Below are 25,548 nucleotides of genomic sequence, written 5' to 3' on the forward strand. Positions count from 1 at the left end.
TGCTGATCCTTTTATCCTTTGACGCACACCACTTGCCGCAGGGTGTGCAGCACTTCCACCAACTCGCGCTGGGCGTGCATGACTTTGTCGATGTCCTTGTAGGCCATCGGAATTTCGTCGATCACCGCTTCGTCCTTGCGGCACTCGACATGCGCCGTGGCGCGGATCTGGTCTTCGACGGTGAATGTATTCTTTGCCTTCGTTCGGCTCATGGTGCGGCCGGCGCCGTGGCTGCAGGAGCTGAACGACTCTTCGTTGCCCAGGCCGCGCACAATGAAACTCTTGGCGCCCATCGAACCCGGAATGATCCCGAGTTCACCTTTCTTCGCCGACACCGCGCCTTTGCGGGTGACCAGGATTTCTTCGCCGAAATGCCGCTCTTTCTGCACGTAGTTGTGGTGGCAGTTGACCGCTTCCAGCGCCACCTCGAACGGTTTGCGAATGATCTGGCGCGTGGCCTGAATCACCGCGCGCATCATCAATTCGCGGTTCTGTCTGGCGAAGTCCTGCGCCCAGCTCACCGCTTCCACGTAATCATCGAAGTGCTGGCTGCCTTCTTCGAAGTACGCCAGGTCACGATCCGGCAAGTTGGCGATGTGTTGCCGCATATCCGCCTGAGCCATCTGAATGAACAGGTTGCCAATGGCGTTGCCGACACCGCGAGAACCACTGTGCAACATGAACCAGACCCGGTTGGCTTCATCCAGGCACACTTCGATGAAGTGGTTGCCGCTGCCTAGCGTGCCCAGATGCCCACGGTTGTTGGTGTTGGTCAGTTTCGGGTACTTGTCGGTGATCAGTTTGAAACGTGGCTGAAGCCCCGCCCAGGCCTGATCGGCTTGCTGCGGAATCTCGTCCCATGCGCCCTTGTCGCGCCGAGAACGGTTCGAACTGCGGCCATGGGGCACCGCTTGCTCGATGGCGCTGCGCAGACCTTGCAGGTTGTCCGGCAAGTCGGCTGCGGTCAGCGACGTGCGTGCGGCGATCATGCCGCAACCGATGTCCACGCCGACGGCCGCCGGGATGATCGCACCCACCGTCGGAATCACGCTGCCAATAGTCGAGCCCTTGCCCAGATGCACATCCGGCATCACCGCCAGATGCTTGAAGATGAATGGCATCTTTGCCGTGTTCATCAGCTGCTCGCGGGCCTCGTTTTCCACCGGGACGCCTTCGGTCCAGAGTTTGATCGGCTTGCCGTTGGCGACTTCGAGCAGTTGGTAAGTGTGTGCTTTCATTTCTCTATTCTTTATTCGTTGGCCGATGATTCGGCGTTGTTCCGTCATGTGCAGCGACAAAAAAACAGACACTGTGGCTCTGCCAGTCGAGCCCCCGTTGCCGGGGCGGGATTCGAACCCGCGTTCCGATGGAGTACCTGTTGCATTCGCTGCTTTCTTTTCCAATAAGGTGGCACGACAAAAGTTGATGACTGTTGCGCGTCGCCGCGCACCGGGGTTAACCGGCCTCAGATGTACAGCCATCAGGCATTCGTGCCGTCACACACGCTGACAAGGGTTTGATGAGACGTCTTGGATGTAGTCCCACCGGCATTCAGCGCCTGTGACAAATCAATTCATTGCATCTTCTCGATCGCTTCGACCCAGTGCTGGGCACCGTAACGACCGCTGGTGAACTGCTCGACCACATCGAACACTGCATCGCTGAAACCGCCGACATTCAGGATGTCATCGCGGTCGGCTGCCTGCGTTGCATAACCCGGCTGGATATCGATGCACACCAGCCGTGCCTGCGGGTTGATCCGCTTGATGCGCTCCCACTGGAGCATGGTCTCACTGGCACCACGGCGCCGCGTGTCGATCCAGGACTCGTTGTCCGATACCATAATCAACATATCGACCCTGGCCTTGCTATCTGCCAGTTTCTTCAATGGCGCCGAGCAGTTGGTGCCGCCGCCAAAGGCCGCGGCCAGTTTCTCCGCATTGCTGATCACGCTGTCCCGTGGGTTGAGCTTGATATCCACCACCTTCACTTCGAACGGCATCACCCGCGCCGCCGGCTGTTTGCGCAACACCGCTGCCGCGACCAGCGCCGCCACATCGATGCAACGCACCGCCGTGGTCGCGCCCTGACGATAACCGGTCGCCGGGCTGCCCATCGAACCCGATACGTCCGGGCAAACCACCACCGCGCCTTCAAGCTTCGGCACGTTGGCCAGCGACAGCTCAAGTGCATCCTGCAACGCCTCGCGGATCTGCAGCGGTACGTTATCGCCAACCATCCGATAGGCCGCCAGCAACTGGTATGGATAAACCCGCGCCTTAGCCACTTCTTGCGGATCTGCAAGTCGCGCGGCCACGTACTCGACGCAACCCGGAACCTCGAACGCGCCATGCCGCGCCAGGGTGTTGAGGTTGATGCGCAACCCCTGCCAGCCCATGTTGCAGGCCTGCGCCGCCCATTGCTCTTTGCTCAGGGTTTCGTTGCCGAGCAGTTGAAACGGTACCGCGGGGACTTCGCGACTAGCACCGCTGCGAAATGCCAGCAGATCGCGGGTCAACTCAGGCAATGCCTGCACATCCACCGGTTTACCGATCAACCAGGCGAAGAATGCTTCGCGCCAGGCCTCAGCTGGTTTCGGGTGAACCATCTTCACCACGTCCGCCAGCGATGGCTGGTTGCCAATCGACGCTTGTAGCAGTTGACGTTCGGTCGCGCCGTTCAGCCAGTTCTGCACCAGACGCTTGGGTTGCGAACCGAGGGATTTGCGCCCGGTGGCGCCACTGCGCAGGATCTGCACGTAGTTGCGCAACATCTTGCCGCTGTCGATCACTTGTTCAAACACCTCAGGCACCAGCGTCGAACGGTTCGCCGTCAACGCCGCGAGCAGCAATGCCGGCATGTCTTTCATGTGGCCCTTTTGGCGAGCGTAGACAGCAGCCTTCGCCACGAAACGGCTGTCGAGTTCAGCCACCAGCTTCAACACTTGATCCAGCTGGCTTACAGCGCTGGCGTAAAACGTCTGGTTCAGGCAACCGGTGACCGCCAGTTGAGCCAGTTGATGCTTCGGCGTGTAGGCATATGCCGAGGCACCGGAGGCATTCAAAGTGTCGCAGGCTGGCAGCTGTTTCGATTGCGTGTTGAAGAGTTTGAAGTTGGCCATCGTGGCGTCTCGCTGTGTTGTCCTGTTCGTTGCGATAGGTATTGCAGCGGCTGTGCCAGTTTTTTAGAGGCGCAAAATTTATTTTTTATCTTATTGATTTATATAGTTTTTTTATTTTTTATCGATTTCTTTGAGCTGAACCAAAGACAAACCCAGTGTGAGGAACCTATCATTTGATATCGTCATTTATCTTTTGAGATAGCCATGCCCAACAAACGCACCGTCGCCATCGGTTTTATCGGCGCCACCCTGGACCGCGTTGGCAAAGGCGCCAATCGCTGGAGCCACTGGCGACCGAGCGTTGGCCTGTGCCAGCAACCGGACGTGCTGATCCATCGTCTGGAACTGATTCACGGTATCGACGCGCGCGACATCAGCCTCGCTGAACGGGTTCGCGCCGATATCCAGCAGGTCTCGCCGGAAACCGAGGTACACCTGCACCCCATGGCACTGCGCAATCCGTGGGATTTCGAAGAGGTCTACGGCGCGCTGCATGACTTCACGACGGCCTACAGCTTCGATACCGAGCACGAGGACTATCTGGTTCACATCACCACCGGCACCCACGTCGCGCAGATTTGCTGGTTCCTGCTGACCGAAGCACGCTATCTGCCGGCGCGCCTGATCCAGACCTCCCCCGCCCGACGCAAAAGCGAAGATGAACAAGCCACCGGCACTCACGCGCTGATCGACCTCGACCTGTCGCGTTATGACCGCATTGCCTCGCGTTTCGCCAACAAACGCCTCGAAGGCCTGGAGTTCTTGAAGTCCGGCATCGCCACCCGTAACGCGGCGTTCAACCGCTCCATCGAACAGATTGAACGCGTGGCCGTGCGCTCCAAGGCGCCCATGCTGCTGATCGGCCCGACCGGCGCCGGCAAATCGTTTCTCGCCCGACGCATCTATGAACTCAAACGCAGCCGCCATCAAATGCAGGGCCGGTTTGTTGAGGTGAACTGCGCCACCCTGCGGGGCGACGGTGCGATGTCGGCTCTGTTCGGTCACGTCAAAGGCGCATTCACCGGCGCGCAGAATGCCCGCGACGGCCTGCTACGGGCAGCGGACGGCGGCATGTTGTTTCTCGATGAAATCGGTGAGCTGGGCGCGGACGAACAGGCGATGCTGCTCAAGGCGATCGAAGAAAAGCGCTTCTTTCCGCTCGGCTCCGACAAGGAGGTCGACAGCGACTTCCTGATCATCGCCGGCACTCACCGCGATCTGCGCAGCCGCGTCGCCGAAGGCCTGTTCCGCGAGGATCTGTACGCACGCATCAACCTTTGGACATTTGATTTGCCCGGCCTGGCCGGCCGCCGCGAAGACATCGAGCCCAACATCGATTTCGAGCTCGAACGTCACGCTCGCGATCACGGCCAACTGGTGCGCTTCAACCTCGAAGCGCGCCGACGCTACCTCGCCTTCGCCAGCTCTCGCGAAGCGGCATGGCTGGGCAACTTTCGCGAACTGTCAGCGTCGATTACCCGGATGGCCACGCTGGCGGACAGCGGACGAATTGATGAGGCGCAAGTGCAGGAAGAAATTGATCGACTGCGTTATGCGTGGGGACTGGCGCAAGCGGACGGCGTGTCGGATGACCTCCCGGGAGACGCCGATAGCCTCGACCTGTTTGATCGATTGCAATTGAAAGCGGTAATTGAAGTATGTCGGCAAGCGGACAGCCTGTCGGATGCCGGACGCAGACTGTTCGGCGTATCGCGCCAGGCCAAGGCGCAGCCGAATGATGCAGATCGCTTGAGAAAATACCTGAGCCGCTTCGGGATTGAATGGGCCGACTTGCAAGGCCGCAAAATATAGCGCGGTGTTTTCGGCGCTTTGTCGCGGTCATGTTTGTGGTCGGCTTGGTAGAAATCCTTCTACTTTCACATTGGGCCGGGTATCTGTGACTTTACCGCTCGTCCAACGGCCAGCACCTTAGGCCTGTTCATGCCTCCAAAGAGTTACCCACATCGCGCGGAAGACTCAGATCATGAACAAGTCGATTGCAACCCTGACGCTTGCAAGCCTGCTGTTGACTGGCTCGCTCTTCACGCAGACCAGTTCGGCAGCAACACCGACGGCCTCCTCCGGCAAAAATCAGGCGCAAAGCTCAGAGTCCAACGAGGAAAAAGCCAATAAAAAAGGCGAAGAAGCGTCAGGCTCAAACTCCGGCGCCGAACCGCAAGAAACGCAGAAGGACGCCGCAACCTCCAGTGACTCGGAGGATATTCAGCAAGATTCGAAACCTTAAGACTTGGGCGACTGCCGTCGCCCCACTTGACTCACCTGACACGAATCACAATTGTTGACGCAAGCATGTCGCCCAGGCGTTTGCGCGAGCCAAAGAAGATGAAAATCCAGTCGAGGATGTTCAGAAACGGCGTTGTGATATTGCGTATGAACGATTGATACAGATTGCAGTTCAAGTAGCTACGCTCATCAATCACCGACATCCCCAGCAGCTTTTTACCCAGGCTTTGGCCGTTGGGCATTGCATCGGAAAACAGGTAATACGCCACACCCGTACCAAGAGCCAGGACAGCCACCGCATTTGGCGGCAAACCAATAAACTCCGCCAGCCGTCCTACGAAGAGGATCAAAAAGTAGGTGATCAACGTATCGATGATCTGCCCACCCCAGCGACGGCCCAGCCCTGCGAGATTTTTCGGCTTTTGATATTCACTGCTGGTATTGCTGATGTCCATGCGCCTTCGCTCGATCGGAATTTAGATGACTGAGTATCGGCAACCGATCGCCAATATTTAATGGCGCTTCAGGGGTGAGCGCACTGAAAGTGCGATCAATCAAAACCCGCAAGATTGCTCCGAATGAATAGGCTCACTGAAGGTAAAGAAGTAGAACGATATTTTCTCGTCCTCTACATCTTTTAATTCATATCTGATCCTGTCGAGCCCACGATCGATTCGGGTAACGACGAGCTCCATAAATTGAGTCAGCCCGCCACCAAAGCCACTTAGATCAAGCGCACTGACATCCTGAAAATTTATAGTGATCGCGCTTTCTGCTGCGTCATCGAGCGACGACATCGTCAAGGCCAGGTTGTACTTGAAGTCTTGAATTTCGATATTCAGCGAAACGACCGCATTGTGCTGAATCAAAAGCGAGTTCAAGCGAGATAACTTATCCATTTTCTTAGGAACCCATGACGAAAAAGATGTGGCCTGCACTTCATTCGTGTATCTGAGCGAGCATCTTCAGCCCTGGCTGGCAGAGTATCAACCCGACATCAAATGGCTGCGCAGCCGGATCCCGCTTGTCTATCAAGTGATCCAAACTTTTCATCCAGCGACCTTTTTTGCGCGGGTTTTGCGAAGGCACAAAAAAGCCGATCTGGATGATCGGCTTAGATGAAGTCCCGAAAAACTCCCTACGCATGAAAAAGCCCAACTGGTTAGAGTTGGGCTAAGTCATTGAATTATATGGTCGGGACGGAGTGATTCGAACACTCGACCCCTAGCACCCCATGCTAGTGCGCTACCGGACTGCGCTACGCCCCGACTGGTTTGAAACCCGCCCCTCGTCTCGAAGAGCGCTCAAGAATATATCGCAAGCTTTTGAAAACTGGAAGTATTCAAACGCAGCTTTTTATTTCTTGAGCACCACCAGTACATCTTCAAGCTCAGCGATCATCTGGCGGATCATTTGCTTGTATTGGGTGGTGTCGTCTTTGGCTTCATCACCGGACAAGCGCAGACGCGCGCCGCCGATGGTGAATCCCTGATCGTAAAGGAGCGCGCGGATTTGCCGGATCATCAGCACATCCTGGCGCTGATAATACCGGCGGTTTCCGCGGCGTTTGACGGGGTTGAGTTGAGGAAACTCCTGCTCCCAGTAGCGCAGCACGTGTGGTTTTACCGCACACAGCTCGCTGACTTCACCAATGGTGAAGTAGCGTTTGCCCGGGATGACGGGTAGTTCGTCGTTATGACTTGGTTCCAGCATAAGCCTCAACTCGGGCCTTCAACTTCTGCCCTGGACGAAAGGTGACCACACGGCGAGCCGTGATCGGGATTTCTTCCCCCGTTTTCGGGTTGCGGCCAGGCCGCTGGCGTTTGTCCCGAAGGTCGAAATTGCCGAAACCGGACAATTTGACCTGCTCGTTGTCTTCAAGAGCGTGCCTGATTTCCTCGAAAAACAGTTCAACCAACTCCTTGGCTTCCCGCTTGTTCAGGCCCAGCTCTTCATACAGACGTTCCGCCATCTCAGCTTTCGTCAAAGCCCCCATACGTCACTTCCTTAACGTGGCGTTCAACCTTTGTTCGAGCGAGGTGAGGATATTTTGCGTCGTCGAATTCACCTCATCGTCATTAAGAGTGCGCGATGGATGCTGCCAGGTCAAGCCAACTGCAAGGCTTTTTCTATCAGGATCAATACCTTTACCCTGATACACGTCAAACAGCCTGAGATCCGTGAGCCATTCGCCTGCATTTTCACGAATTACGTCCAATACAGCCGAGGCCGCGACGTCTTTGTGCGCGATCAGCGCAAGGTCACGACGCACTTCAGGAAAACGCGACAACTCGTGGAATTGCGGCATTTTTCCGGAAGCGACTTCAGCCAGAACCAGCTCGAAGACGAAGACCGGACGATCCAGACCCAGGGCCTTGGACAGCTCCGGGTGAATCGCACCGATAAAGCCGACTTCACGCCCGTCCCGTTCGATGCGCGCGGTTTGACCCGGGTGCAGCGCCGGGTGTTTGCCCGGAGTGAAAGTGAAGGTATCCAGTGCACCGGCAAAGCCCAACACCGCTTCAACATCAGCCTTCACGTCGAAGAAATCGACGGTGTCGCGACCCTGCGCCCAACCTTCCGGCAGACGGCTGCCGCAAACCACACCCGACAGCATCGGTTCTTGCTTCAGACCTTCCAGCTGACCGACGAAGCGCAGACCGCTTTCGAACAGACGCACGCGATCCTGCTGGCGGTTCAGGTTGTGCTGCAACGCCTTGACCAGGCCCGGCCACAGCGAGGAACGCATGGCAGCCATATCATTGGAAATCGGGTTGGCCAGCAACAGCGGCTCAACGCCCGGGTTGAACAGTTCGAACTGTTTCGGATCGATGAAGCTGTAAGTGATCGCTTCCTGATAACCACGGGCTACCAGCAGACGACGCAGCTCAGGCAATTCGCTGCGTGCTTCAGCCTTCGCTTGCGGCGCCAGACGCGCTTGCGGGTAACGAACCGGCAGACGGTTATAGCCGTACAGACGCGCCAGCTCTTCGATCAGATCGACTTCCAGACTGATGTCGAAGCGGTGACTTGGCACTTCTACGCGCCACTGCCCTGCGCCGTCAGCGGAAATCTTCAGACCCAAGGCGCTGAGCAGACGCTCGACCTGCGCCGAATCCATTTCCATCCCCAGCATCTGGGTGATGCGCTGCGCACGCAGGGTGATCGGCGCGATCGATGGCAGGTGCTGTTCGCTGACGGTCTCGATGATCGGGCCGGCTTCACCACCGGTAATTTCCAGCAGCAGGCCAGTGGCGCGCTCCATGGCTTCACGGGCCAGTTGCCAGTCCACGCCACGCTCGTAACGGTGCGAGGCGTCGGTGTGCAGGCCGTAGGAACGAGCCTTGCCCGCCACAGCGATCTGATCGAAGAAGGCACTTTCCAGGAAAACTTCGCGAGTGGTTGCGGACACACCGCTGTGCTCGCCACCCATTACGCCGGCAATCGCCAGAGCGCGGGTGTGGTCGGCAATCACCAGGGTATCGCTACGCAGGCTGACTTCCTGACCGTCGAGCAAAACCAGCTTCTCACCCTCTTCCGCCATGCGTACGCGGATGCCGCCATTGATCTCGGCGAGATCAAAAGCGTGCAGCGGCTGACCCAGCTCGAGCATCACGTAGTTGGTGATGTCGACGGCAGCGTCGATGCTGCGCACATCGGCGCGGCGCAGACGCTCAACCATCCACAACGGGGTTGGTTTGGACAGGTCGACATTGCGGATGACGCGGCCCAGGTAACGCGGGCAAGCGGCAGGCGCCAGCACTTCTACCGAACGCACTTCGTCGTGCACAGCCGGAATGGTCATGACCACCGGGCGAGTGACCGGCGTGTCGTACAGCGCACCCACTTCACGGGCCAGACCGGCCAGCGACAGGCAGTCGCCACGGTTCGGGGTCAGGTCGACCTCGATGCTGGCATCTTCCAGATCCAGGTACACACGGAAATCTTCGCCCACCGGCGCATCGGCCGGCAGTTCCATCAGACCGTCGTTGCCTTCACCGACCTGCAGCTCGGCTTGCGAGCACAGCATGCCGTTGGACTCGACGCCACGCAGCTTGGCCTTCTTGATCTTGAAGTCGCCCGGCAGTTCGGCACCGATCATGGCGAACGGAATCTTCAGGCCCGGACGCACGTTTGGCGCACCGCACACGACCTGGAAGGTTTCCGCGCCATTGCTGACCTGGCATACACGCAGCTTGTCGGCGTCAGGGTGCTGCTCGGTGCTCAACACCTCGCCCACGACCACGCCGCTGAATACACCGGCGGCCGGGGTCACACTATCGACCTCCAGACCCGCCATCGACAGACGAGCAACCAGCTCGTCGCGACTTACCTGCGGGCTAACCCAGCCACGCAGCCATTGTTCACTGAATTTCATCCTGCTCTCCTAAGAATTCGTTACGACTAGCGAAATTGCGCGAGGAACCGCAAGTCGTTGTCGAAGAACAGACGCAAGTCGTTCACGCCGTAACGGAGCATCGCCAGACGCTCGACGCCCATGCCGAAGGCAAAACCGGAGAACTCTTCCGGATCGATGCCGGACATGCGCAGCACGTTCGGATGGACCATGCCGCAGCCCATGACTTCCAGCCAGCCGGTCTGTTTGCAGACGCGGCAGCCTTTACCGCTGCACATCACGCATTCCATGTCGACTTCAGCGGATGGCTCGGTGAACGGGAAGTACGAAGGACGGAAACGTACGGCCAGCTCTTTTTCGAAGAACACCCGCAGGAACTCTTCGATGGTGCCTTTGAGATCGGCGAAATTGATGTCGCGATCGACCAGCAGGCCTTCGACCTGGTGGAACATCGGCGAATGGGTGATATCGGAGTCACTGCGGTACACACGGCCTGGGCAGACAATGCGGATCGGCGGCTGCCTGGACTCCATGGTGCGGACCTGTACCGGCGAGGTATGGGTGCGCAGCAACATGTTCGCATTGAAATAGAAGGTGTCATGCATCGACCGGGCCGGGTGGTGGCCTGGGATGTTGAGCGCTTCGAAGTTGTGATAGTCGTCTTCGACCTCAGGGCCTTCGGCGATGCCGTAGCCGATGCGGGTGAAGAACTGCTCGACTCGTTCCAGAGTCCGGGTCACAGGATGCAGACCACCGGAGGTCTGGCCACGGCCCGGCAACGTCACGTCAATGGATTCGGCAGACAGTTTGGCAGCCAGTTCGGCTTCTTCAAACAGAGCCATGCGCGCATTGAGAACGCCTGTAACACGCTCCTTGGCAACGTTGATCAGGGCGCCGACTTGCGGACGCTCTTCTGCCGGCAAATTCCCCAGGGTCTTCATCACCTGAGTCAATTCACCCTTTTTGCCAAGGTATTGAACCCGGATTTGCTCCAGGGCATTGATATCTTCAGCGCTTTGCACAGCCTCTAGTGCTTGAGAGACCAGCGCATCCAGGTTTTCCATGTACAGACTCCAGATACAAAATAGGGGAAGAGCTTGAAGGCTCTTCCCCTATTTATGACGTTTAACACCTGGCCCCACAGAGGTGAGGCCGGGTGACTGTCGGGGGTACTTAAGCCAAGGTGGCTTTAGCTTTCTCGACAATCGCAGCAAACGCCGCTTTTTCGTTCACTGCCAGATCAGCCAGAACCTTACGGTCGATCTCGATGGACGCTTTTTTCAGGCCAGCGATGAAACGGCTGTAGGACAGACCGTTAACACGAGCACCAGCGTTGATACGAGCGATCCACAGAGCGCGGAACTGACGTTTTTTCTGACGACGGTCACGGTAGGCGTATTGGCCTGCCTTGATTACCGCTTGCTTGGCAACACGGAATACGCGGGAGCGTGCGCCGTAGTAGCCTTTAGCAAGTTTCAGAATTTTTTTGTGACGCTTACGGGCAATGACGCCACGCTTTACACGAGCCATGAGTTACTTCCTCTATTCTTGACTAAAATTAACGAAGGCGCAGCATGCGCTCGACTTTTGCCACGTCAGACGGATGCAGCAAGCTGCTACCGCGCAGTTGACGCTTACGCTTGGTCGACATTTTGGTCAGGATGTGGCTCTTGAAAGCGTGCTTGTGCTTGATACCGTTAGCAGTTTTCAGAAACCGCTTAGCAGCACCACTTTTGGTTTTCATTTTTGGCATGTTCGGATACTCCGCATTCAGTTGATAAACATAATCAGAAGGCCTGCCGTGCCCTGTTGATTACTTCTTCTTTTTCGGGGCGATGACCATGATCAGCTGGCGTCCTTCCATCTTAGGATGCTGTTCGACCGAACCGTACTCGAGCAGGTCAGCTTCAACCCGCTTGAGGAGTTCCATCCCCAGCTCCTGGTGGGCCATCTCACGGCCGCGGAATCGCAAGGATACCTTGGCCCTGTCCCCGTCACTCAGGAAACGTACCAGGTTGCGCAGTTTTACCTGGTAATCCCCTTCCTCCGTCCCTGGACGAAACTTGATTTCTTTTACCTGAATCTGCTTCTGGTTTTTCTTCGCTGCTGCAATCTGCTTCTTCTTCTCGAAGATCGATTTGCCGTAGTCCATCACCCGGCAAACCGGTGGGACTGCGTCAGCAGAGATTTCTACCAGATCAAGCTTTGCTTCTTCAGCAATACGAAGCGCTTCATCAATCGAGACGATGCCAATCTGCTCGCCATCAGCGCCAATTAACCGAACCTCGCGTGCCGAGATATTCTCGTTGATCGGGGCTTTCGGTGCAGCTCGTTTATCTTGTCTCATTTCACGCTTAATAATAATTACTCCGAATCTGGGCGACCACGCCGGGAAACCGCTTGCGCGAGAAACTCAGCGAACTGGGCGACGGGCATCGAGCCCAGGTCAGCACCTTCACGAGTACGCACAGCGACAGTCTGCATCTCGACTTCCTTATCTCCGATAACCAAAAGATAGGGAACCTTGAGCAAAGTATGCTCGCGGATTTTAAAGCCGATCTTTTCATTTCTCAAGTCGGACTTGGCACGAAATCCGCTTTCGTTGAGAGTTTTTTCAACCTGAGCGACGAAATCTGCCTGTTTATCAGTGATATTCATGATCACTGCCTGGGTTGGCGCCAGCCACGCAGGGAATGCACCTTCGTAATGCTCGATCAGAATCCCGACGAAACGCTCGAACGAACCGAGGATCGCCCGGTGCAGCATCACTGGGTGTTTGCGGCTGTTGTCTTCGGAGACGTATTCGGCGCCCAGACGGACAGGCAGGTTGAAATCGAGCTGCAAGGTACCACACTGCCAGACGCGACCGAGGCAATCTTTCAGCGAGAACTCGATTTTCGGACCGTAGAACGCACCTTCACCCGGCTGCAGATCATACGGCAGACCCGCAGAATCAAGGGCTGCAGCCAGTGCCGCTTCGGCGCGATCCCACAGCTCGTCGGAACCCACGCGTTTTTCCGGACGAGTGGACAGTTTCATCTCGACGTCGGTGAAGCCGAAATCGCGGTAAACGTCCATGGTCAGCTTGATGAACGCAGCGGATTCGGCCTGCATCTGCTCTTCGGTGCAGAAAATGTGGGCGTCGTCCTGAGTGAACGCGCGCACACGCATGATGCCGTGCAACGCACCCGACGGCTCGTTACGGTGGCACGCACCGAACTCGGCCAGACGCATCGGCAGCTCGCGGTAGCTCTTCAGGCCCTGGTTGAACACCTGCACGTGGCACGGGCAATTCATCGGCTTGATGGCGTAGTCGCGGCTTTCCGACTCGGTGGTGAACATGTTGTCGGCGTAGTTGGCCCAGTGCCCGGATTTCTCCCAGAGGCTGCGGTCGACCACTTGTGGGGTCTTGATCTCCAGGTAGCCGTTGTCACGCTGCACTTTGCGCATGTACTGCTCGAGCACTTGATACAGAGTCCAGCCGTTCGGGTGCCAGAACACCATGCCCGGCGCTTCTTCCTGGGTGTGGAACAGGCCCAGGCGCTTGCCGATCTTGCGGTGATCGCGCTTTTCCGCTTCTTCGATGCGCTGGATGTATGCCGCCAGCTGCTTCTTGTCTGCCCAGGCAGTACCGTAAACGCGCTGCAATTGCTCGTTCTTGGCATCGCCACGCCAGTAGGCGCCGGACAACTTGGTCAGCTTGAAGGATTTCAGAAAACGCGTGTTCGGCACGTGCGGGCCGCGGCACATGTCGACGTATTCTTCGTGGTAGTACAGGCCCATGGCCTGCTCGTTCGGCATGTCTTCGACCAGGCGCAGCTTGTAGTCTTCGCCACGGGCCTTGAACACTTCAATCACTTCGGCGCGCGGAGTGACTTTCTTGATGACGTCGTAATCTTTATCGATCAGCTGATGCATGCGCTGTTCGATGGCGGCCATGTCGTCCGGGGTAAAAGGACGCTCGAAGGCGATGTCGTAATAGAAGCCTTCGTCGATAACCGGGCCGATGACCATTTTCGCAGTCGGGTACAGCTGCTTGACCGCATGGCCAACCAGGTGCGCGCAAGAGTGGCGAATGATCTCCAGCCCCTCTTCATCCTTTGGCGTGATGATTTGCAGCGTCGCGTCGCTGTCGATGATGTCGCAGGCGTCGACCAGCTTGCCGTTGACCTTGCCGGCCACGGTGGCCTTGGCCAGACCGGCACCAATGGATGCGGCGACCTCGGCTACGGAAACCGGGTGATCGAATGAACGTTGACTGCCGTCGGGAAGAGTAATAGTTGGCATGGCGCCTCCTCTCCTAGTGGTGACCCCTACCAAAGGTCACGTGGGTTGGGATGAGCCAGTACAAGATCCGATCCAGGCCATTCAATGACGAACGCCTGCCTTACAGCGGCAGGAGCCTTGCGGCCAACCGGAAAACCGAACCAGAGTGACTGGGATTCAAATCAGAATTTTTCGCACGCTGACCGCTGCCGGGGCTGAAGGCCATCCGGAGCCTGAGAACGCTTGAGCCCGGCATGCTAGCACAGATGAGCGGTCATCGATGTCATCGAATTGAGGTGTTGCTGATTTGCGCATTTTTGCGGCGCGAAGTGAACTTGGGATATACGCTTTGCCTCAAATAAGCTGAGAATCGTCGCCGATATCAACCCAAGGAGTTTCCGACATGCGCCTTATCCGACTTTTTGCTTTCGTGGCCCCGCTGGCCCTGCTGCTGCCGCTGAGTGCCAACGCGGCCTGGCCTGCCGGCGTCAAAACCCAGTACATGAACGACTGCACCGCCGCAGCCAGCAAGAGCGTCAATCCGGCCGAAGCCAATAAACATTGCGCTTGCGGTGCCGACGTTCTGGAAAAGAAATTCACCACGCAAGAGATCGCGCAACTGATGGACAAGAACACCCCGCCAAGTGGTGAACTGGGTCAGCGCGCACTGAAAGAAATCTCGGTTTGCCGAGTGCAGAAATAAGCGCTGACGAATGTTTTTTCGGGCGTCCAGCAGGCTGAAAACCGCCAAAAAGCCCCCGAAATCGATAATTTACGCAGGTTTTATAGCTTTTTTTACACCCTCTTCTTTCGGCTGAAAGCCACTGAAACCGGGGCTTGCAGACATTTCAGAGGTTGAAATCGATGCAATATGAAAGCAAACAGCACGTCCGGGGGGCTACCAAAGCGAACATTTCGACTATGATACTCCGGTGTGCCCAGTTGGCCTGAGCAGCACAGTACTACTGAAAATATATGTTTCTTGGAGATACACCATGTCTAATCGCCAAACCGGCACCGTTAAATGGTTCAACGATGAAAAAGGCTTCGGCTTCATCACTCCTCAAGGTGGCGGTGACGACCTGTTCGTACACTTCAAAGCTATCGAATCCGACGGTTTCAAAAGCCTGAAAGAAGGCCAGACCGTCTCTTTCGTGGCTGAGAAAGGCCAAAAGGGTATGCAAGCTGCACAAGTTCGCCCAGAGTAATTTCCTGGCGCACTAAAAAAACCCCGTCCATGTGACGGGGTTTTTTATGCCTGCAACAAAAGCGGTCTGCGATCAGCCGCAGTTGACACGAGTGACCACCAGGTTGTTGTCGGTGTTCAGATTCAGGCGATCGGAACGGTACTCCAGAGTGATCATGTCGGTTGGCTTGAGGAAGCGGGCGTTTTGCGCGCCAGCCTTGGCACGAGCCTGATCGAGCAGTTCCGGCGAAGCCTTTTTACCGATGGCAAACTCCGCTGCCTTTGCTTCACAGCGGCTATGACCGGCATCGGTCGCCACAGGATCCTTTGCCGACTCGCTGGAGGTTGTGCTGCAACCGGCCAACATGGCAACGGCCATAAGTGCACCCAGAGACGCGAACTTCAAAGGCATGAAGCCTCCTTTTTTCAAATGGTTAAGCTGAGATCGTGCGACCGCCAATTCGGCGTTTGGTTTCACAGCCGGTGCCATCACCCTGCCCCACGACCCGGAAAAACGCTGAGTCTGCCTGAAGTGCGCGCACCGCATCCTCACGCAATCGTCACCGAATATTAATGAAGCTCAATAGACGTCGATGTAATCGTGCGGCGGATTCGGCCAGTTGTCTTTCAGCGCATTGAAAATCTGCATCACCCAGACTTCATCACTGGCCGCGACGTTGCCGACATACCCCGACCCCTTGGCCCAGGTCTCCAGGCGAAACAGCAGGCCATCAATATCCTGCCCGCCGGTCACACCGGAAGAAATATAGGCAATTCCACTCTTGGTCACGCGCAGCTGCGTGTGCACATCATCGCTGGCCGACGCCAGCAACTGGCGCACAGCGTCGAGTGTCAGGCCATCGGGGGTGTTCAAATCGATCTGCACAGCACATTCCTTGGATCAGCCGGAAAAGACCAAGTGTCGCATAGCGTCGCGCTCATGCCTAAGTCGCAGTGCCAAACGCCCGACAAAGTGGTTAACTCGCTTTCAGACATTCCCGACTTTTCGAGCGCACTCATGAACACCGTAAGCATCTCCGCCGACATCAAGGTTCATTGGCCGAAGGGGCACAGCTCGTACAGCCCGGGCAGTGCGGAGGAGCTGGCGTTGATCAGCATCGATCTGCTGGTCAAGACGATGGGAACCCAGGGCGCACAAACGTTTATCGCCCAGGTGTTCGAGCGGTACCAGCATGACGGCGAGAACACGCAGGACACCGAGAGAAAATAAAAACCCGCAGGCTGGCACCTGCGGGTCACAGCCTTACTTCAAGCGCTTCAGACGCTCGGTCAGCAGATCGAAGAAGCCTTGAGCATCCCCATTTTCCACCCAGAAGGCGTTCTTCGGCGCCTTCAGACCGTCATACCAGTCAACGATGGTCTGGCCAAAAGTCGGACCTTCGCGACTATCCACCACAACGTTCACCGAACGACCGGTGAACAGCTCAGGCTTGAGCAGGTAAGCGATAACGGTAGCGTCGTGCACCGGGCCACCCGGGATGCCGTAGTGCTCCATGTCACCCTTGATGTACTCGTTGAGGATGTCGCCAACGATCTTGCTCGCGTTGTTGTTCAGCGCAGCAATCTGCTTCAGACGGGCGTCGCTGGTGAGGATCTTGTGGGTCACGTCCAGCGGCAGGTAGGTCAGCTTCACGCCACTCTTGAGCACCACTTCCGCCGCTTGCGGGTCGGCGAACAGGTTGAATTCGGCCACCGGGGTGATGTTGCCGCCATTGAAATGCGCGCCACCCATGATCACCACTTCCTTGATGCCATTAACGATCTCAGGCTCCTGGATCAGCGCCAGCGCAAGGTTGGTCTGCGGGCCGAGCATGGCGATGGTGATGCTGTGCGGCTTGGCTTTTTTCAGGGTGTCGATCAGGTAGTTGACCGCATTGCCTTCGGCCAGGCCTTTTTTCGGCTCATGCACGGTGACACCCGACAGGCCTTCCTTGCCATGGATGTTCTCGGCGTAGATCGGCGTACGCATCAGCGGTTTCGGCGCACCGGCATACACCGGAACGTCTTCGCGCCCTGCCCATTCGCGAGCCAGGCGCGCGTTGCGCGATGTCTTGTCGAGGCGCACGTTGCCAGCCACGGTGGTCAGTGCACGAATGTTCAGTTCATCCGGCGAAGCCAGGGCGAACAGCAAAGCGACTACGTCGTCGGCACCCGGGTCGGTGTCGATGATCAGGTCGATCTTTTCAGCAGCCTGAACGCCGGTGGCGGTAATAAAAGACAAAAGCAGCAGACTCCGAAGCAATTGGTGGAGTTTTTGAGCATAGCGGTGCATGGCGCATTCCTTGTGCTGATGAAAATGAAAGGGTCGGAAACCCGATTAGAACGTTACCCCGGCCACCAGCACGATGTTGCAGTACGGCTGGCATTCGCCTGTACGAACAATCGCCCGAGCCTGTCGGCTGAGAACCTTGAATTGCTCATGCGTCAGCAGATCGCGCCGACCGAGGGCACCCTCTTCTTGCAACTCGTCCAGCGCGACCAGGGCGGTCGGCTGCTTGTCGAGAATTTCGTTGGCCAGCACATGGCTTTCCACCTGCATCTCGCTGAGCACGACTTTCAGGGTACTGACAAAATCCGGAACGCCGTGGGTCAGCGCCAGATCAATCAATTCAACACCCGGTGGCACCGGCAGTCCGGCATCACCGATGACCACCATGTCGCCATGGCCCAGGGAAGCGATCAGCCGCGACAACGCGACGTTGAGCAGAGGAGTCTTTTTCATGCGGGTTTGAACGCCTGTACGTCGGACATGGTTGGAATGGAAGGTTGTGCGCCGGCCCGGGTCACAGACAGCGCAGCAGCGACTTGCCCGTACCGGATCGCCTCGGCCTCGGATTTGCCACTGGCGAGCGCCGCCGCAAAACCGCCGACGAAGGTATCGCCCGCGGCGGTGGTATCGACCGCCTGCACCTTTGGCGCCGGGAAGTGCTCGAAACCTTTGCCATTGGCAAACAGTGAACCTTGCGCACCGAGGGTAATGATGACCTTGCCCGCGCCCATTGCGATCAACTGGCTGGCAGCGCTTTCTGCGCTTTGCAGCGAATCGACCGGCAACCCGCTCAACGCGGATGCTTCACTTTCGTTGGGGATCAGGTAGTCGATGGCGGCAAACCAGTCTGCCGGCAACGGACGACTGGCCGGCGCCGGATTGAGGATGACCGTTTTGCCCAGCGCCCGTGCACGCTTGAGCGTATGCCCTACCGTTGCATCCGGGATCTCGAGCTGGCAGATAATCACGTCGGCCGCTTGCAGCACCGCATCAAAACGGTCGATCACTGCCGGGGTCATTGCACCGTTGGCGCCAGCAACGATCACGATGGCGTTCTGACTGTTGTCATCGACCACGATCAGCGCCACGCCACTGGAATCTTCGACCGTGCTCACCGCCTGACAATCGATCTGCTCGGCCAGCAATGCCTCACGCAATTGCACGCCGTAGTCATCGTTGCCAACACAGCCGACCATTGCCACCCGCGCACCCAGGCGCGCAGCAGCGACTGCCTGATTGGCGCCCTTGCCGCCGGACACGGTGGCAAAGGAATGACCGATCAGCGTTTCACCGCCCTTGGGCAGCCGTGGTGCCCGGGTGACCAGATCCATGTTCAGGCTGCCTATTACCACTACATTTGCTGGCATACATCACTACTCGTCAATTCGGTTTCAGCGGTACTCGGTGAATACGCCGGACAGCGGCGCAGTCGATTCGCGCAAGACAATACTCGGGGTCACGATCCGTTGATCGGTGACCAGACTCGGGGTAGCAATCCTTCGCAGCAACACTTCGGCAGCCATCTCGCCCAACTGCAGGATCGACTGGCCAACGGTGGTCAGCGCCGGGTACACGTAGCGACTCATCTGGATATCGTCGAAGCCGATCACCGACAGCTCGCTCGGTACGCGGACATTGCGCTCGGCCGCCGCGCGGAGCACACCGATCCCGATCATGTCGTTACCGGCGAAGATCGCACTCGGCGGATTGCTTTCAAGCAGGATCGCCGCCGCGTTGTAACCGCCAGTGCTGGTGAAATCGCTTTCCAGCATGCGCTCAGCCCGCACCTTGATGCCCGCCTCCTGCAGCGCCCGACAAAAACCGGCCTGACGCATTTGCGCCACGCTGGTGCTCGACGGACCACCGATGGTGGCGATGTCGCGATGGCCCAGCTCCAGCAGATGCCGCGTCGCCAGATAAGCGCCATATTCATGGTCGATACGCACCAGGTCGGCGTCGACGCCATCCAGCCCGCGGTCGACGATGACCATCGGTGTTTTCACCCCGGCCAGCCCTTGCGCAAGTCCGATGTCGCCACCGGCGGAGGCGACGATCAGGCCGTCGATGCGTTTCTCCAGCAGCACACGCAAATAACTGCGTTGTTTATCCGGGTTATCGTCAGAATTGCACAGGATCACGCAGTAGCCGTTACGCTCGCAGTAATCCTCGATGCCCCGTGCCAACTCGGCAAAATACGGGTTGAGGCTGTTGGGCACCAATAAGCCAATGGTCGCAGTGGTCTTGGCTTTCAGCGAACGCGCCACCGCACTCGGCACATAGTCGAGGCTTTTGATGGCCGCCTCGACCTTCAACCGCACTTCCTGGCTGACCGGGCGCGTCTTGTTCACCACGTGAGAAACCGTGGTGTAGGAAATCCCCGCGAGCGCCGCCACATCCTTGATCGTTGCCATCTGTTAGCCCCGTCGACTGGCGCGCTGGCTGCGATAGGTATCGAGCACCACCGCGATGACAATCACCGCGCCGGTGATGATGCGTTTGGTTGGCTCGGTCGCACCGATCTGCGCCAGACCGGCGGCCAGTACCGAAATGATCAACACACCGAAAAAGGTGCTGATCACCGAACCACGGCCACCCATCAGACTGGTGCCACCGATCACCACGGCGGCGATCACTTGCAATTCGAGACCGGAGCCGGCATTCGGGTCTGCAGCTTCCAGACGGGAAATCTGGAACAGTGCGGCAATCCCGGCCAGCAGCCCCATCAGGCTGAACACCAGAATCTTGTACGGTTTTGGATTGATCCCGGCCAGCCGCACCGCTTCCTCATTGGTGCCGATACCGATCAGGTAACGACCAAACACGGTGCGGGTCAGCACAGCTTGCGCAATGAATATCACCAGCAAGGCAATGATGAACGACGGCGAAATGCCGAACGCGATCGGGTTCGACAGCCAGGCAAATGAATCACCAATGTACGCGGTGCGCGAACCGGTCATCTGATACGCCAGACCACGGGCCATTTCCAGCACACCGAGCGAAACGATGAACGACGGAATGCGCCACGCCACGGTGATCGAACCGGTCACCGTACCCGCCAGTGCCGCCACCGCCATACCCAGCAACGCGGCCGGCAACACGCTCCAGCCCCAGCCGAGAATCGCCACGCTGACTGTCGAAGCGGCAAGTGCCAGCACCGAACCGACCGACAGGTCGATGCCGCCGATGATCAGTACAAAGGTCATGCCCACCGCCAGCACCATCAGATCGGGAATCTGGTTGGCCAGCGTGCTGAAAGTGTCATAGGACAGAAAGTGGCTGCTCATCATCGAGAACAGCGCCACCATCGCCAACAAGGCCCCGGCCAGGCCCAGATAGGTGCCCAGACCGTAGAAATTGCCACTACGTTTGCCGGCGGAAGATGCAGTTTTCATGGGAGATCCCTAGGCGCCGCTTCATTGAGCAACGCATCACGTTTTTGGTAGCCGGCGAACGCGGCGGCAAGCAAATCATCCTGGGTCCAGCTGTCGCGCTCGAAGGTATCGATCAAACGCCCTGCCGACAGCACACCAATCCGGTCGCAGATCAGCATCAGCTCGCGCAGGTCACTGGACACCACCACCAGCGCCTTGCCCTGACGCGTCAACTCGCCCAGCAAGGCGTAGATATCGAACTTGGCACCGACATCGATGCCGCGGGTCGGCTCGTCGAACAACAGCACCGAGCAATCGCGCTCCAGCCAGCGGCCGATCACCACTTTCTGCTGGTTGCCGCCAGACAATTCCGACACCAACTGAGTTGGGCTGGAACTGCGGATGCGCATGGCGTTGATCTGACGCTGCGCCAGGGAAATTTCGTCGCTGGCATTGACGATTCCTGCCCTGGAAATCTCCGGCATGTTGCCCAGGGCGATGTTGGCGCTGATCGACTGACTGAGCAGCAGGCCTTCACCTTTTCGGTCTTCGGTGATCAAGGCAATGCCATGGTTCACCGCATCAACCGGCGAACGCACACTGACCACCTGCGCCGGCGAACCCAGCGCGATCGTGCCGCTGTCGGCCAGGTCGGCGCCGAAAATCAGCCGCAGCAATTCGGTGCGCCCTGCCCCGATCAGCCCCGAGATCCCGAAGATCTCGCCGGCACGCACTTCGAAGGAAACATCACGCACTTTGTCGGAGCGGGTCAGGCCCTTGACCGTCAGGGCCGGGGCGCCGATCTTGCGCGGGCCCATGTCGATGTGTTCGCCCAGTTCGCGACCGACCATCAAGGTGACCAGTTGCTCACTGTTGTAGTTGGCCATCGGCTCGACGCAAACCAGGTTGCCGTCGCGCAGTACGGCAATGCGTTGCGCGACGCGCGCCAGTTCTTCGAGACGATGGGAGATATAGATGATGGAGACGCCACGCGCCTGCAAACGAGTAATCTGCTCGAAGAGCATTTCCACCTCGCGGGCGGTGAGCATCGCAGTCGGTTCATCAAGGATCAGGACATGGCAATCGCCGATCAGGTTGCGTGCGATTTCGACCATCTGTTGATGGCCAATGCCCAGTTCGCCGACCAGGGTGTCCGGGTCAATGGCATCGAGGCCAACCTGCGCCATGGCCTCGATCGCGGCTTTGCGCAATTGCTTGCGACTGATCCAGCCGCCGTTGCTGGGCAGATTGTCGAGAAACAGGTTTTCCGCCACCGACAGCGTCGGCAGCAGATTGAGTTCTTGCATGACCATGCGCACGCCAAGCTCTTCAGCCTGGGTGCGACTGCCCGGACGGTAGTCCTTGCCCTGGAATTGCATCTGACCGGTGGTGGGCGTAACCAGCCCCCCAATGATCTTCGACAGCGTGCTTTTACCGGCGCCATTCTCACCGGTCAGCGCCAGCACTTCACCGCGCATCAGCGTCAAGTCGATGCCCGTGAGCACCGGTTGCGCATAGGTCTTACCGATACCGCTGACCGAGAGGACAGCGTTCGGGGCGGAAACTGACATAAAAAACTCTCCATGCGCTCGTCCGGACGGACGAGCGCCGTTGTGTCGCCGGAAGACTTACTTAGTGACCAACTCGACTGGCGTTTCGATCACGCCATTGACGCCGCTCTCGACTTTTTCGCCCTTGAGGATTTTCAGCGCAGTCTCGATACCGAACACGGCCTGCTTGGCAGCGAACTGATCGGCCGTCGCCAGTACGCGACCATCCTTGAGCATCGGCTTGATCGCATTGATGTTGTCGTAACCGACCACTTGGACCTTGCCCGCCTTGCCGGCAGCACGCACAGCGGAAACAGCGCCAACGGCCATGCTGTCGTTACCCGCCAGCAGCGCTTTCACATCCGGGTATTCGCTGAGAATCGAAGCAGCAACCTTGTTGCCCTTGTCGATCTCCCAGTCACCGGATTGCAAGGAGACAACCTTGATCTGCGCCGCCTCCATCGCATCCTTGAAGCCTGCGGTGCGTTGCTGGGCGTTGGTGGTGGTGGACACGCCTTCGATGATGCCGACCTCGTCACCGGCCTTCAGTTGCTTGGCCAGGTATTCGCCGACCAGACGCGCACCTTTGCGGTTGTCCGGGCCTACGAATGGCACGCTGATGTTTTTGCTTTTGACGATCTGCGGATCGAGCTGGTTGTCGATGTTGATCACAGTGATGCCGGCATCGACGGCTTTCTTGATCACCGGCACCATGGCTTTGGAATCGGACGGTGCGATGACCAGCGCGTTGACCTTGGCCAGAATCATCTGCTCGACGATGCGGGTCTGGCCGGCGGTATCGGTCTCGTCCTTGATGCCGTTGGAGATCAGGTCGAAGTCGGCGGAGTGTTCTTTCTGGTAGGCCTTGGCGCCATCTTCCATGGTCAGGAAGAATTCGTTGGCCAGGGATTTCATGACCAGTGCGACTTTAGGTTTTTCCGGGGACTCGGCGAAAGCCGAAGAGACAGGTAGTGCGGCGGCTGCGGCAGCCAGCATAGCGACAGCAAGAAGACGTCCAGCGAATGGCAGCTTCATGGGTTCACTCCGATCTTATGATTATTGTGAGCAACGCTCGCGCTGGCGTAAGCTTCAGCGCTCTCTTCCGGATAATAGTGCACCGGGGAAGCCGCGCAAACGTTTGCGTAGACCGAACTATGCGAATCCCGCCGACATTTGTCAACAATCAGAAATCGTTGTTGTATTGCGGGGCGCAATCGTCTGATTCACCCCTTACCGCTTAAGCCGTGGTGCTGACCAGGTTGCCGCTGGTGGAATCCTTGGACATTTCCTTGACCAGTGCCGCTGCGACTTCCATCAGCGCGCCGCTGGTTTGCGCGATCTGCCCCTGAACGGACATCACCGCCTGTGATTTGGCCTCGGGCGTCGGATAGCTCGCCGCCTGAGCCGCCGCCAGTTGCTGTTGCTGCTCCTGCAGTTGCTTCTGCAATTCCTGCATGCGCTTGAGCAACATTTTTACGGTGACGCTCAGACTGTCGCCGCTGTCAGCGCTATCCGCCTTGCTGGCTTCTTGCGCGGGACCACCGGTGCGAACTTGATTGCTCGGTTCTTTTTCAACGCCAAGCGCCTCGTCGGCCGCATCTGCTTCCGCCTGGTTCATTGCATTGATTGTCGCTGCGGTTTTACCGCCAATGGTGACTGAGCCGGGATTTAAAAAACCGATCGTCAGTGACATGTGAACTCCCTAAATAAACGTTTCCTTCCACAGCCATCGGCCTGCTGACGGGTTTCTTTAGCAGAAAACCTGAACCGGCAAGCCGTTGCGGTCGCCAGGAGGTGTAGTCCCTTTCGGTGAACCGAACACGAAAGCTTACTTTGTTCGGAAACCCGGATAAGCCATTCATTCAAGAATCCGCAAATTTACAAAATATTGATATAAATCATCAGGTTAAACATTTCTCTAAAGCAAAGTAGCACTGGTACAGATCCTGCTCCCTAGCCTGCACCCCGGGCATTCAGATCGGCTCGGGGCGCATCTAGATGAACCTGCATCAGCACCGTCTCACTACTAGAGAGAAAAATAATGAAATCTGCTTTCAACACCTTGGTTCCGGGCGCTTTGGCCCTCCTCCTGCTCCTGCCCACCGCCCTTCAGGCAAAAGAAGTCGAAACCCAGACCAAACTCGCCAACGTCGTGGTGCTTGCCACGGGCGGCACCATTGCCGGTGCCGGCGCCAGCGCAGCCAACAGCGCCACCTATCAAGCGGCCAAAGTCGGAATTGAACAACTGATCGCCGGCATCCCCGAACTGAGCAAACTGGCGAACGTGCGTGGCGAACAAGTCATGCAGATCGCTTCGGAAAGCATCACCAACGACAACCTGCTGCAACTGGGTCGCCGCGTATCCGAGCTAGCCGCCAGCAAAGACGTCGATGGCATCGTCATCACCCACGGCACCGACACCCTGGAAGAAACCGCTTACTTCCTGAACCTGGTGGAAAAAACCGACAAGCCGATCATCGTGGTCGGCTCGATGCGTCCGGGCACCGCCATGTCGGCGGACGGCATGCTCAACCTGTACAACGCTGTCGCCGTCGCCAGCAGCAAAGAAGCGCACGGCAAAGGCGTGCTGGTAACCATGAACGACGAGATCCAGTCCGGTCGCGACGTCAGCAAAATGATCAACATCAAGACCGAGGCGTTCAAAAGCCCTTGGGGTCCGCTGGGCATGGTGGTTGAAGGCAAATCCTACTGGTTCCGCTTGCCGGCCAAGCGTCACACCATGGATTCGGAATTCGACATCAAAAACATCAAGAGCCTGCCTGACGTAGAAATCGCCTACTCCTACGGCAACGTCGACGACACCGCTTACAAGGCTCTGGCCCAGGCCGGCGCCAAAGCGATCATCCATGCCGGTACCGGTAACGGTTCGGTGTCTTCGCGCGTAGTGCCATCCCTGCAAGCCCTGCGTAAAGACGGCGTGCAGATCATCCGCTCGTCCCACGTCAACGCCGGCGGCTTCGTCCTGCGTAACGCCGAACAACCTGACGACAAGTACGACTGGGTGGTCGCTCACGACCTGAACCCGCAAAAGGCCCGCATCCTGGCCATGGTCGCACTGACCAAAACCAACGACAGCAAAGAACTGCAGCGGATGTTCTGGGAATATTGATTGGCCCTCGCCTGACCCTTTCGGGTCGGGCAA

At 57.7% G+C, this 25,548-nt stretch carries 28 protein-coding genes and 1 tRNA gene; 6 read left to right on the forward strand and 23 right to left on the reverse strand.

What is annotated here, in order from left to right; genetic code table 11:
* Positions 1-11 precede the first annotated feature (11 nt).
* Together M0808_RS23960 and M0808_RS23965 are read right to left on the reverse strand one after the other, a co-directional pair.
* Positions 12-1,238, reverse strand: coding sequence for an RtcB family protein (locus tag M0808_RS23960; RefSeq protein ID WP_027611573.1), 1,227 nt, complete (start codon positions 1,236-1,238; stop codon positions 12-14).
* 335 nt (positions 1,239-1,573) lie between these two features.
* Positions 1,574-3,121 (reverse strand): RNA-binding protein, encoded by a 1,548-nt coding sequence (locus M0808_RS23965; RefSeq protein WP_247842644.1) that lies wholly within the window; start codon positions 3,119-3,121, stop codon positions 1,574-1,576.
* Between the two features lie 204 nt (positions 3,122-3,325).
* On the opposite strand from M0808_RS23965, the gene rtcR reads away from it, so the two are divergent.
* Both rtcR and M0808_RS23975 read left to right on the forward strand, forming a co-directional pair.
* Positions 3,326-4,933, forward strand: a complete 1,608-nt coding sequence (gene rtcR / locus M0808_RS23970) for an RNA repair transcriptional activator RtcR (RefSeq protein ID WP_134786807.1) — start codon at positions 3,326-3,328, stop codon at positions 4,931-4,933.
* Between the two features lie 172 nt (positions 4,934-5,105).
* Positions 5,106-5,366, forward strand: a complete 261-nt coding sequence (locus M0808_RS23975) for a hypothetical protein (RefSeq protein ID WP_247842645.1) — start codon at positions 5,106-5,108, stop codon at positions 5,364-5,366.
* A 31-nt stretch (positions 5,367-5,397) separates the two neighbouring features.
* Here M0808_RS23975 and M0808_RS23980 read toward each other — a convergent pair whose 3' ends face one another.
* From M0808_RS23980 to thrS, 11 genes are all read right to left on the reverse strand, one after another.
* Positions 5,398-5,820 (reverse strand): RDD family protein, encoded by a 423-nt coding sequence (locus tag M0808_RS23980; RefSeq protein ID WP_134786808.1) that lies wholly within the window; start codon positions 5,818-5,820, stop codon positions 5,398-5,400.
* Positions 5,821-5,919: 99 nt separating this feature from the next.
* A complete protein-coding gene (locus M0808_RS23985; protein ID WP_247842646.1) occupies positions 5,920-6,264 on the reverse strand; it encodes a hypothetical protein in 345 nt (114 codons plus the stop codon).
* Between the two features lie 292 nt (positions 6,265-6,556).
* Positions 6,557-6,633, reverse strand: a tRNA-Pro gene (locus M0808_RS23990).
* An 88-nt stretch (positions 6,634-6,721) separates the two neighbouring features.
* Entirely contained in the window at positions 6,722-7,078 is a 357-nt protein-coding gene (locus M0808_RS23995; RefSeq protein ID WP_003179985.1) for a MerR family transcriptional regulator, read from the reverse strand.
* Positions 7,059-7,361, reverse strand: coding sequence for an integration host factor subunit alpha (ihfA, locus tag M0808_RS24000; RefSeq protein ID WP_002553164.1), 303 nt, complete (start codon positions 7,359-7,361; stop codon positions 7,059-7,061). Before ihfA ends, M0808_RS23995 begins: the two co-directional genes overlap by 20 nt.
* 3 nt (positions 7,362-7,364) lie before the next feature.
* A complete protein-coding gene (pheT, locus tag M0808_RS24005) occupies positions 7,365-9,743 on the reverse strand; it encodes a phenylalanine--tRNA ligase subunit beta (protein WP_247842647.1) in 2,379 nt (792 codons plus the stop codon).
* Positions 9,744-9,769: 26 nt separating this feature from the next.
* Complete coding sequence (gene pheS / locus M0808_RS24010) at positions 9,770-10,786, reverse strand: phenylalanine--tRNA ligase subunit alpha (protein ID WP_047597387.1); 1,017 nt, start codon at positions 10,784-10,786, stop codon at positions 9,770-9,772.
* Between the two features lie 109 nt (positions 10,787-10,895).
* A complete protein-coding gene (gene rplT / locus M0808_RS24015) occupies positions 10,896-11,252 on the reverse strand; it encodes a 50S ribosomal protein L20 (RefSeq protein ID WP_002553161.1) in 357 nt (118 codons plus the stop codon).
* A 28-nt stretch (positions 11,253-11,280) separates the two neighbouring features.
* Positions 11,281-11,475 (reverse strand): 50S ribosomal protein L35, encoded by a 195-nt coding sequence (gene rpmI / locus M0808_RS24020; protein ID WP_002553160.1) that lies wholly within the window; start codon positions 11,473-11,475, stop codon positions 11,281-11,283.
* A gap of 60 nt (positions 11,476-11,535) precedes the next feature.
* The gene (infC, locus tag M0808_RS24025) at positions 11,536-12,087 is read right to left on the reverse strand and encodes a translation initiation factor IF-3 (RefSeq protein ID WP_170929410.1); all 552 of its coding nucleotides are present in this window, start codon (positions 12,085-12,087) and stop codon (positions 11,536-11,538) included.
* Positions 12,087-14,009: a threonine--tRNA ligase gene (gene thrS, locus M0808_RS24030; protein ID WP_007961251.1), complete on the reverse strand. Its 1,923-nt coding sequence runs from the start codon at positions 14,007-14,009 to the stop codon at positions 12,087-12,089. The genes infC and thrS overlap by 1 nt, the downstream gene beginning before the upstream one ends.
* Before the next feature lie 382 nt (positions 14,010-14,391).
* Here thrS and M0808_RS24035 point away from each other — a divergent pair, with 382 nt between their 5' ends.
* Together M0808_RS24035 and M0808_RS24040 are read left to right on the forward strand one after the other, a co-directional pair.
* Positions 14,392-14,691, forward strand: coding sequence for a hypothetical protein (locus M0808_RS24035; RefSeq protein WP_247842648.1), 300 nt, complete (start codon positions 14,392-14,394; stop codon positions 14,689-14,691).
* A gap of 292 nt (positions 14,692-14,983) precedes the next feature.
* Positions 14,984-15,196 carry a cold-shock protein gene (locus M0808_RS24040; RefSeq protein ID WP_003179963.1) on the forward strand — a complete coding sequence of 71 codons (213 nt, stop codon included), beginning with the start codon at positions 14,984-14,986 and terminating at the stop codon, positions 15,194-15,196.
* Between the two features lie 72 nt (positions 15,197-15,268).
* Here the strand turns inward: M0808_RS24040 and M0808_RS24045 are convergent, their stop codons facing one another.
* The gene (locus tag M0808_RS24045) at positions 15,269-15,586 is read right to left on the reverse strand and encodes an I78 family peptidase inhibitor (protein WP_007961248.1); all 318 of its coding nucleotides are present in this window, start codon (positions 15,584-15,586) and stop codon (positions 15,269-15,271) included.
* Positions 15,587-15,754: 168 nt separating this feature from the next.
* Positions 15,755-16,060 (reverse strand): hypothetical protein, encoded by a 306-nt coding sequence (locus M0808_RS24050; protein ID WP_247842649.1) that lies wholly within the window; start codon positions 16,058-16,060, stop codon positions 15,755-15,757.
* A 132-nt stretch (positions 16,061-16,192) separates the two neighbouring features.
* Between M0808_RS24050 and M0808_RS24055 the strand changes: the two genes are divergently transcribed.
* The gene (locus tag M0808_RS24055; RefSeq protein WP_096796226.1) at positions 16,193-16,405 is read left to right on the forward strand and encodes a hypothetical protein; all 213 of its coding nucleotides are present in this window, start codon (positions 16,193-16,195) and stop codon (positions 16,403-16,405) included.
* 33 nt (positions 16,406-16,438) lie between these two features.
* Here M0808_RS24055 and M0808_RS24060 read toward each other — a convergent pair whose 3' ends face one another.
* The 8 genes from M0808_RS24060 to M0808_RS24095 all read right to left on the reverse strand — a co-directional run bounded on the left by M0808_RS24060 (position 16,439) and on the right by M0808_RS24095 (position 24,078).
* The gene (locus M0808_RS24060; RefSeq protein WP_247842650.1) at positions 16,439-17,467 is read right to left on the reverse strand and encodes a nucleoside hydrolase; all 1,029 of its coding nucleotides are present in this window, start codon (positions 17,465-17,467) and stop codon (positions 16,439-16,441) included.
* Positions 17,468-17,512: 45 nt separating this feature from the next.
* Complete coding sequence (gene rbsD, locus M0808_RS24065; protein WP_027611553.1) at positions 17,513-17,917, reverse strand: D-ribose pyranase; 405 nt, start codon at positions 17,915-17,917, stop codon at positions 17,513-17,515.
* On the reverse strand, positions 17,914-18,831 hold the full coding sequence (gene rbsK, locus M0808_RS24070; RefSeq protein WP_247842651.1) for a ribokinase: 918 nt from the start codon (positions 18,829-18,831) through the stop codon (positions 17,914-17,916). The genes rbsD and rbsK overlap by 4 nt, the downstream gene beginning before the upstream one ends.
* A 24-nt stretch (positions 18,832-18,855) precedes the next feature.
* Positions 18,856-19,875 carry a LacI family DNA-binding transcriptional regulator gene (locus M0808_RS24075; RefSeq protein ID WP_247842652.1) on the reverse strand — a complete coding sequence of 340 codons (1,020 nt, stop codon included), beginning with the start codon at positions 19,873-19,875 and terminating at the stop codon, positions 18,856-18,858.
* A gap of 3 nt (positions 19,876-19,878) precedes the next feature.
* Positions 19,879-20,856: an ABC transporter permease gene (locus M0808_RS24080; protein WP_007961238.1), complete on the reverse strand. Its 978-nt coding sequence runs from the start codon at positions 20,854-20,856 to the stop codon at positions 19,879-19,881.
* Entirely contained in the window at positions 20,853-22,406 is a 1,554-nt protein-coding gene (locus tag M0808_RS24085; protein ID WP_027611550.1) for a sugar ABC transporter ATP-binding protein, read from the reverse strand. The genes M0808_RS24080 and M0808_RS24085 overlap by 4 nt, the downstream gene beginning before the upstream one ends.
* A gap of 57 nt (positions 22,407-22,463) precedes the next feature.
* Positions 22,464-23,420 carry a sugar ABC transporter substrate-binding protein gene (locus M0808_RS24090; protein WP_098964634.1) on the reverse strand — a complete coding sequence of 319 codons (957 nt, stop codon included), beginning with the start codon at positions 23,418-23,420 and terminating at the stop codon, positions 22,464-22,466.
* Positions 23,421-23,622: 202 nt separating this feature from the next.
* Entirely contained in the window at positions 23,623-24,078 is a 456-nt protein-coding gene (locus tag M0808_RS24095) for a hypothetical protein (protein WP_247842653.1), read from the reverse strand.
* 348 nt (positions 24,079-24,426) lie between these two features.
* Between M0808_RS24095 and M0808_RS24100 the strand changes: the two genes are divergently transcribed.
* Positions 24,427-25,515, forward strand: coding sequence for an asparaginase (locus M0808_RS24100; protein ID WP_247842654.1), 1,089 nt, complete (start codon positions 24,427-24,429; stop codon positions 25,513-25,515).
* Positions 25,516-25,548: the final 33 nt, after the last annotated feature.

The sequence above is a fragment of the Pseudomonas sp. MWU12-3103b genome (genome assembly GCF_023100615.1).
Taxonomy (GTDB): Bacteria; Pseudomonadota; Gammaproteobacteria; order Pseudomonadales; family Pseudomonadaceae; genus Aquipseudomonas; species Aquipseudomonas putida_A.

Coding starts and splice junctions, on each gene's coding strand:
- M0808_RS23960 (WP_027611573.1), bottom strand. CDS start 1,238: ATGAAAGCACACACTTACCAACTGCTCGAAGTCGCCAACGGCAAGCCG.
- M0808_RS23965 (WP_247842644.1), bottom strand. CDS start 3,121: ATGGCCAACTTCAAACTCTTCAACACGCAATCGAAACAGCTGCCAGCC.
- rtcR (WP_134786807.1), top strand. CDS start 3,326: ATGCCCAACAAACGCACCGTCGCCATCGGTTTTATCGGCGCCACCCTG.
- M0808_RS23975 (WP_247842645.1), top strand. CDS start 5,106: ATGAACAAGTCGATTGCAACCCTGACGCTTGCAAGCCTGCTGTTGACT.
- M0808_RS23980 (WP_134786808.1), bottom strand. CDS start 5,820: ATGGACATCAGCAATACCAGCAGTGAATATCAAAAGCCGAAAAATCTC.
- M0808_RS23985 (WP_247842646.1), bottom strand. CDS start 6,264: ATGGATAAGTTATCTCGCTTGAACTCGCTTTTGATTCAGCACAATGCG.
- M0808_RS23995 (WP_003179985.1), bottom strand. CDS start 7,078: ATGCTGGAACCAAGTCATAACGACGAACTACCCGTCATCCCGGGCAAA.
- ihfA (WP_002553164.1), bottom strand. CDS start 7,361: ATGGGGGCTTTGACGAAAGCTGAGATGGCGGAACGTCTGTATGAAGAG.
- pheT (WP_247842647.1), bottom strand. CDS start 9,743: ATGAAATTCAGTGAACAATGGCTGCGTGGCTGGGTTAGCCCGCAGGTA.
- pheS (WP_047597387.1), bottom strand. CDS start 10,786: ATGGAAAACCTGGATGCGCTGGTCTCTCAAGCACTAGAGGCTGTGCAA.
- rplT (WP_002553161.1), bottom strand. CDS start 11,252: ATGGCTCGTGTAAAGCGTGGCGTCATTGCCCGTAAGCGTCACAAAAAA.
- rpmI (WP_002553160.1), bottom strand. CDS start 11,475: ATGCCAAAAATGAAAACCAAAAGTGGTGCTGCTAAGCGGTTTCTGAAA.
- thrS (WP_007961251.1), bottom strand. CDS start 14,009: ATGCCAACTATTACTCTTCCCGACGGCAGTCAACGTTCATTCGATCAC.
- M0808_RS24035 (WP_247842648.1), top strand. CDS start 14,392: ATGCGCCTTATCCGACTTTTTGCTTTCGTGGCCCCGCTGGCCCTGCTG.
- M0808_RS24040 (WP_003179963.1), top strand. CDS start 14,984: ATGTCTAATCGCCAAACCGGCACCGTTAAATGGTTCAACGATGAAAAA.
- M0808_RS24045 (WP_007961248.1), bottom strand. CDS start 15,586: ATGCCTTTGAAGTTCGCGTCTCTGGGTGCACTTATGGCCGTTGCCATG.
- M0808_RS24055 (WP_096796226.1), top strand. CDS start 16,193: ATGAACACCGTAAGCATCTCCGCCGACATCAAGGTTCATTGGCCGAAG.
- M0808_RS24060 (WP_247842650.1), bottom strand. CDS start 17,467: ATGCACCGCTATGCTCAAAAACTCCACCAATTGCTTCGGAGTCTGCTG.
- rbsD (WP_027611553.1), bottom strand. CDS start 17,917: ATGAAAAAGACTCCTCTGCTCAACGTCGCGTTGTCGCGGCTGATCGCT.
- rbsK (WP_247842651.1), bottom strand. CDS start 18,831: ATGCCAGCAAATGTAGTGGTAATAGGCAGCCTGAACATGGATCTGGTC.
- M0808_RS24075 (WP_247842652.1), bottom strand. CDS start 19,875: ATGGCAACGATCAAGGATGTGGCGGCGCTCGCGGGGATTTCCTACACC.
- M0808_RS24080 (WP_007961238.1), bottom strand. CDS start 20,856: ATGAAAACTGCATCTTCCGCCGGCAAACGTAGTGGCAATTTCTACGGT.
- M0808_RS24085 (WP_027611550.1), bottom strand. CDS start 22,406: ATGTCAGTTTCCGCCCCGAACGCTGTCCTCTCGGTCAGCGGTATCGGT.
- M0808_RS24090 (WP_098964634.1), bottom strand. CDS start 23,420: ATGAAGCTGCCATTCGCTGGACGTCTTCTTGCTGTCGCTATGCTGGCT.
- M0808_RS24095 (WP_247842653.1), bottom strand. CDS start 24,078: ATGTCACTGACGATCGGTTTTTTAAATCCCGGCTCAGTCACCATTGGC.
- M0808_RS24100 (WP_247842654.1), top strand. CDS start 24,427: ATGAAATCTGCTTTCAACACCTTGGTTCCGGGCGCTTTGGCCCTCCTC.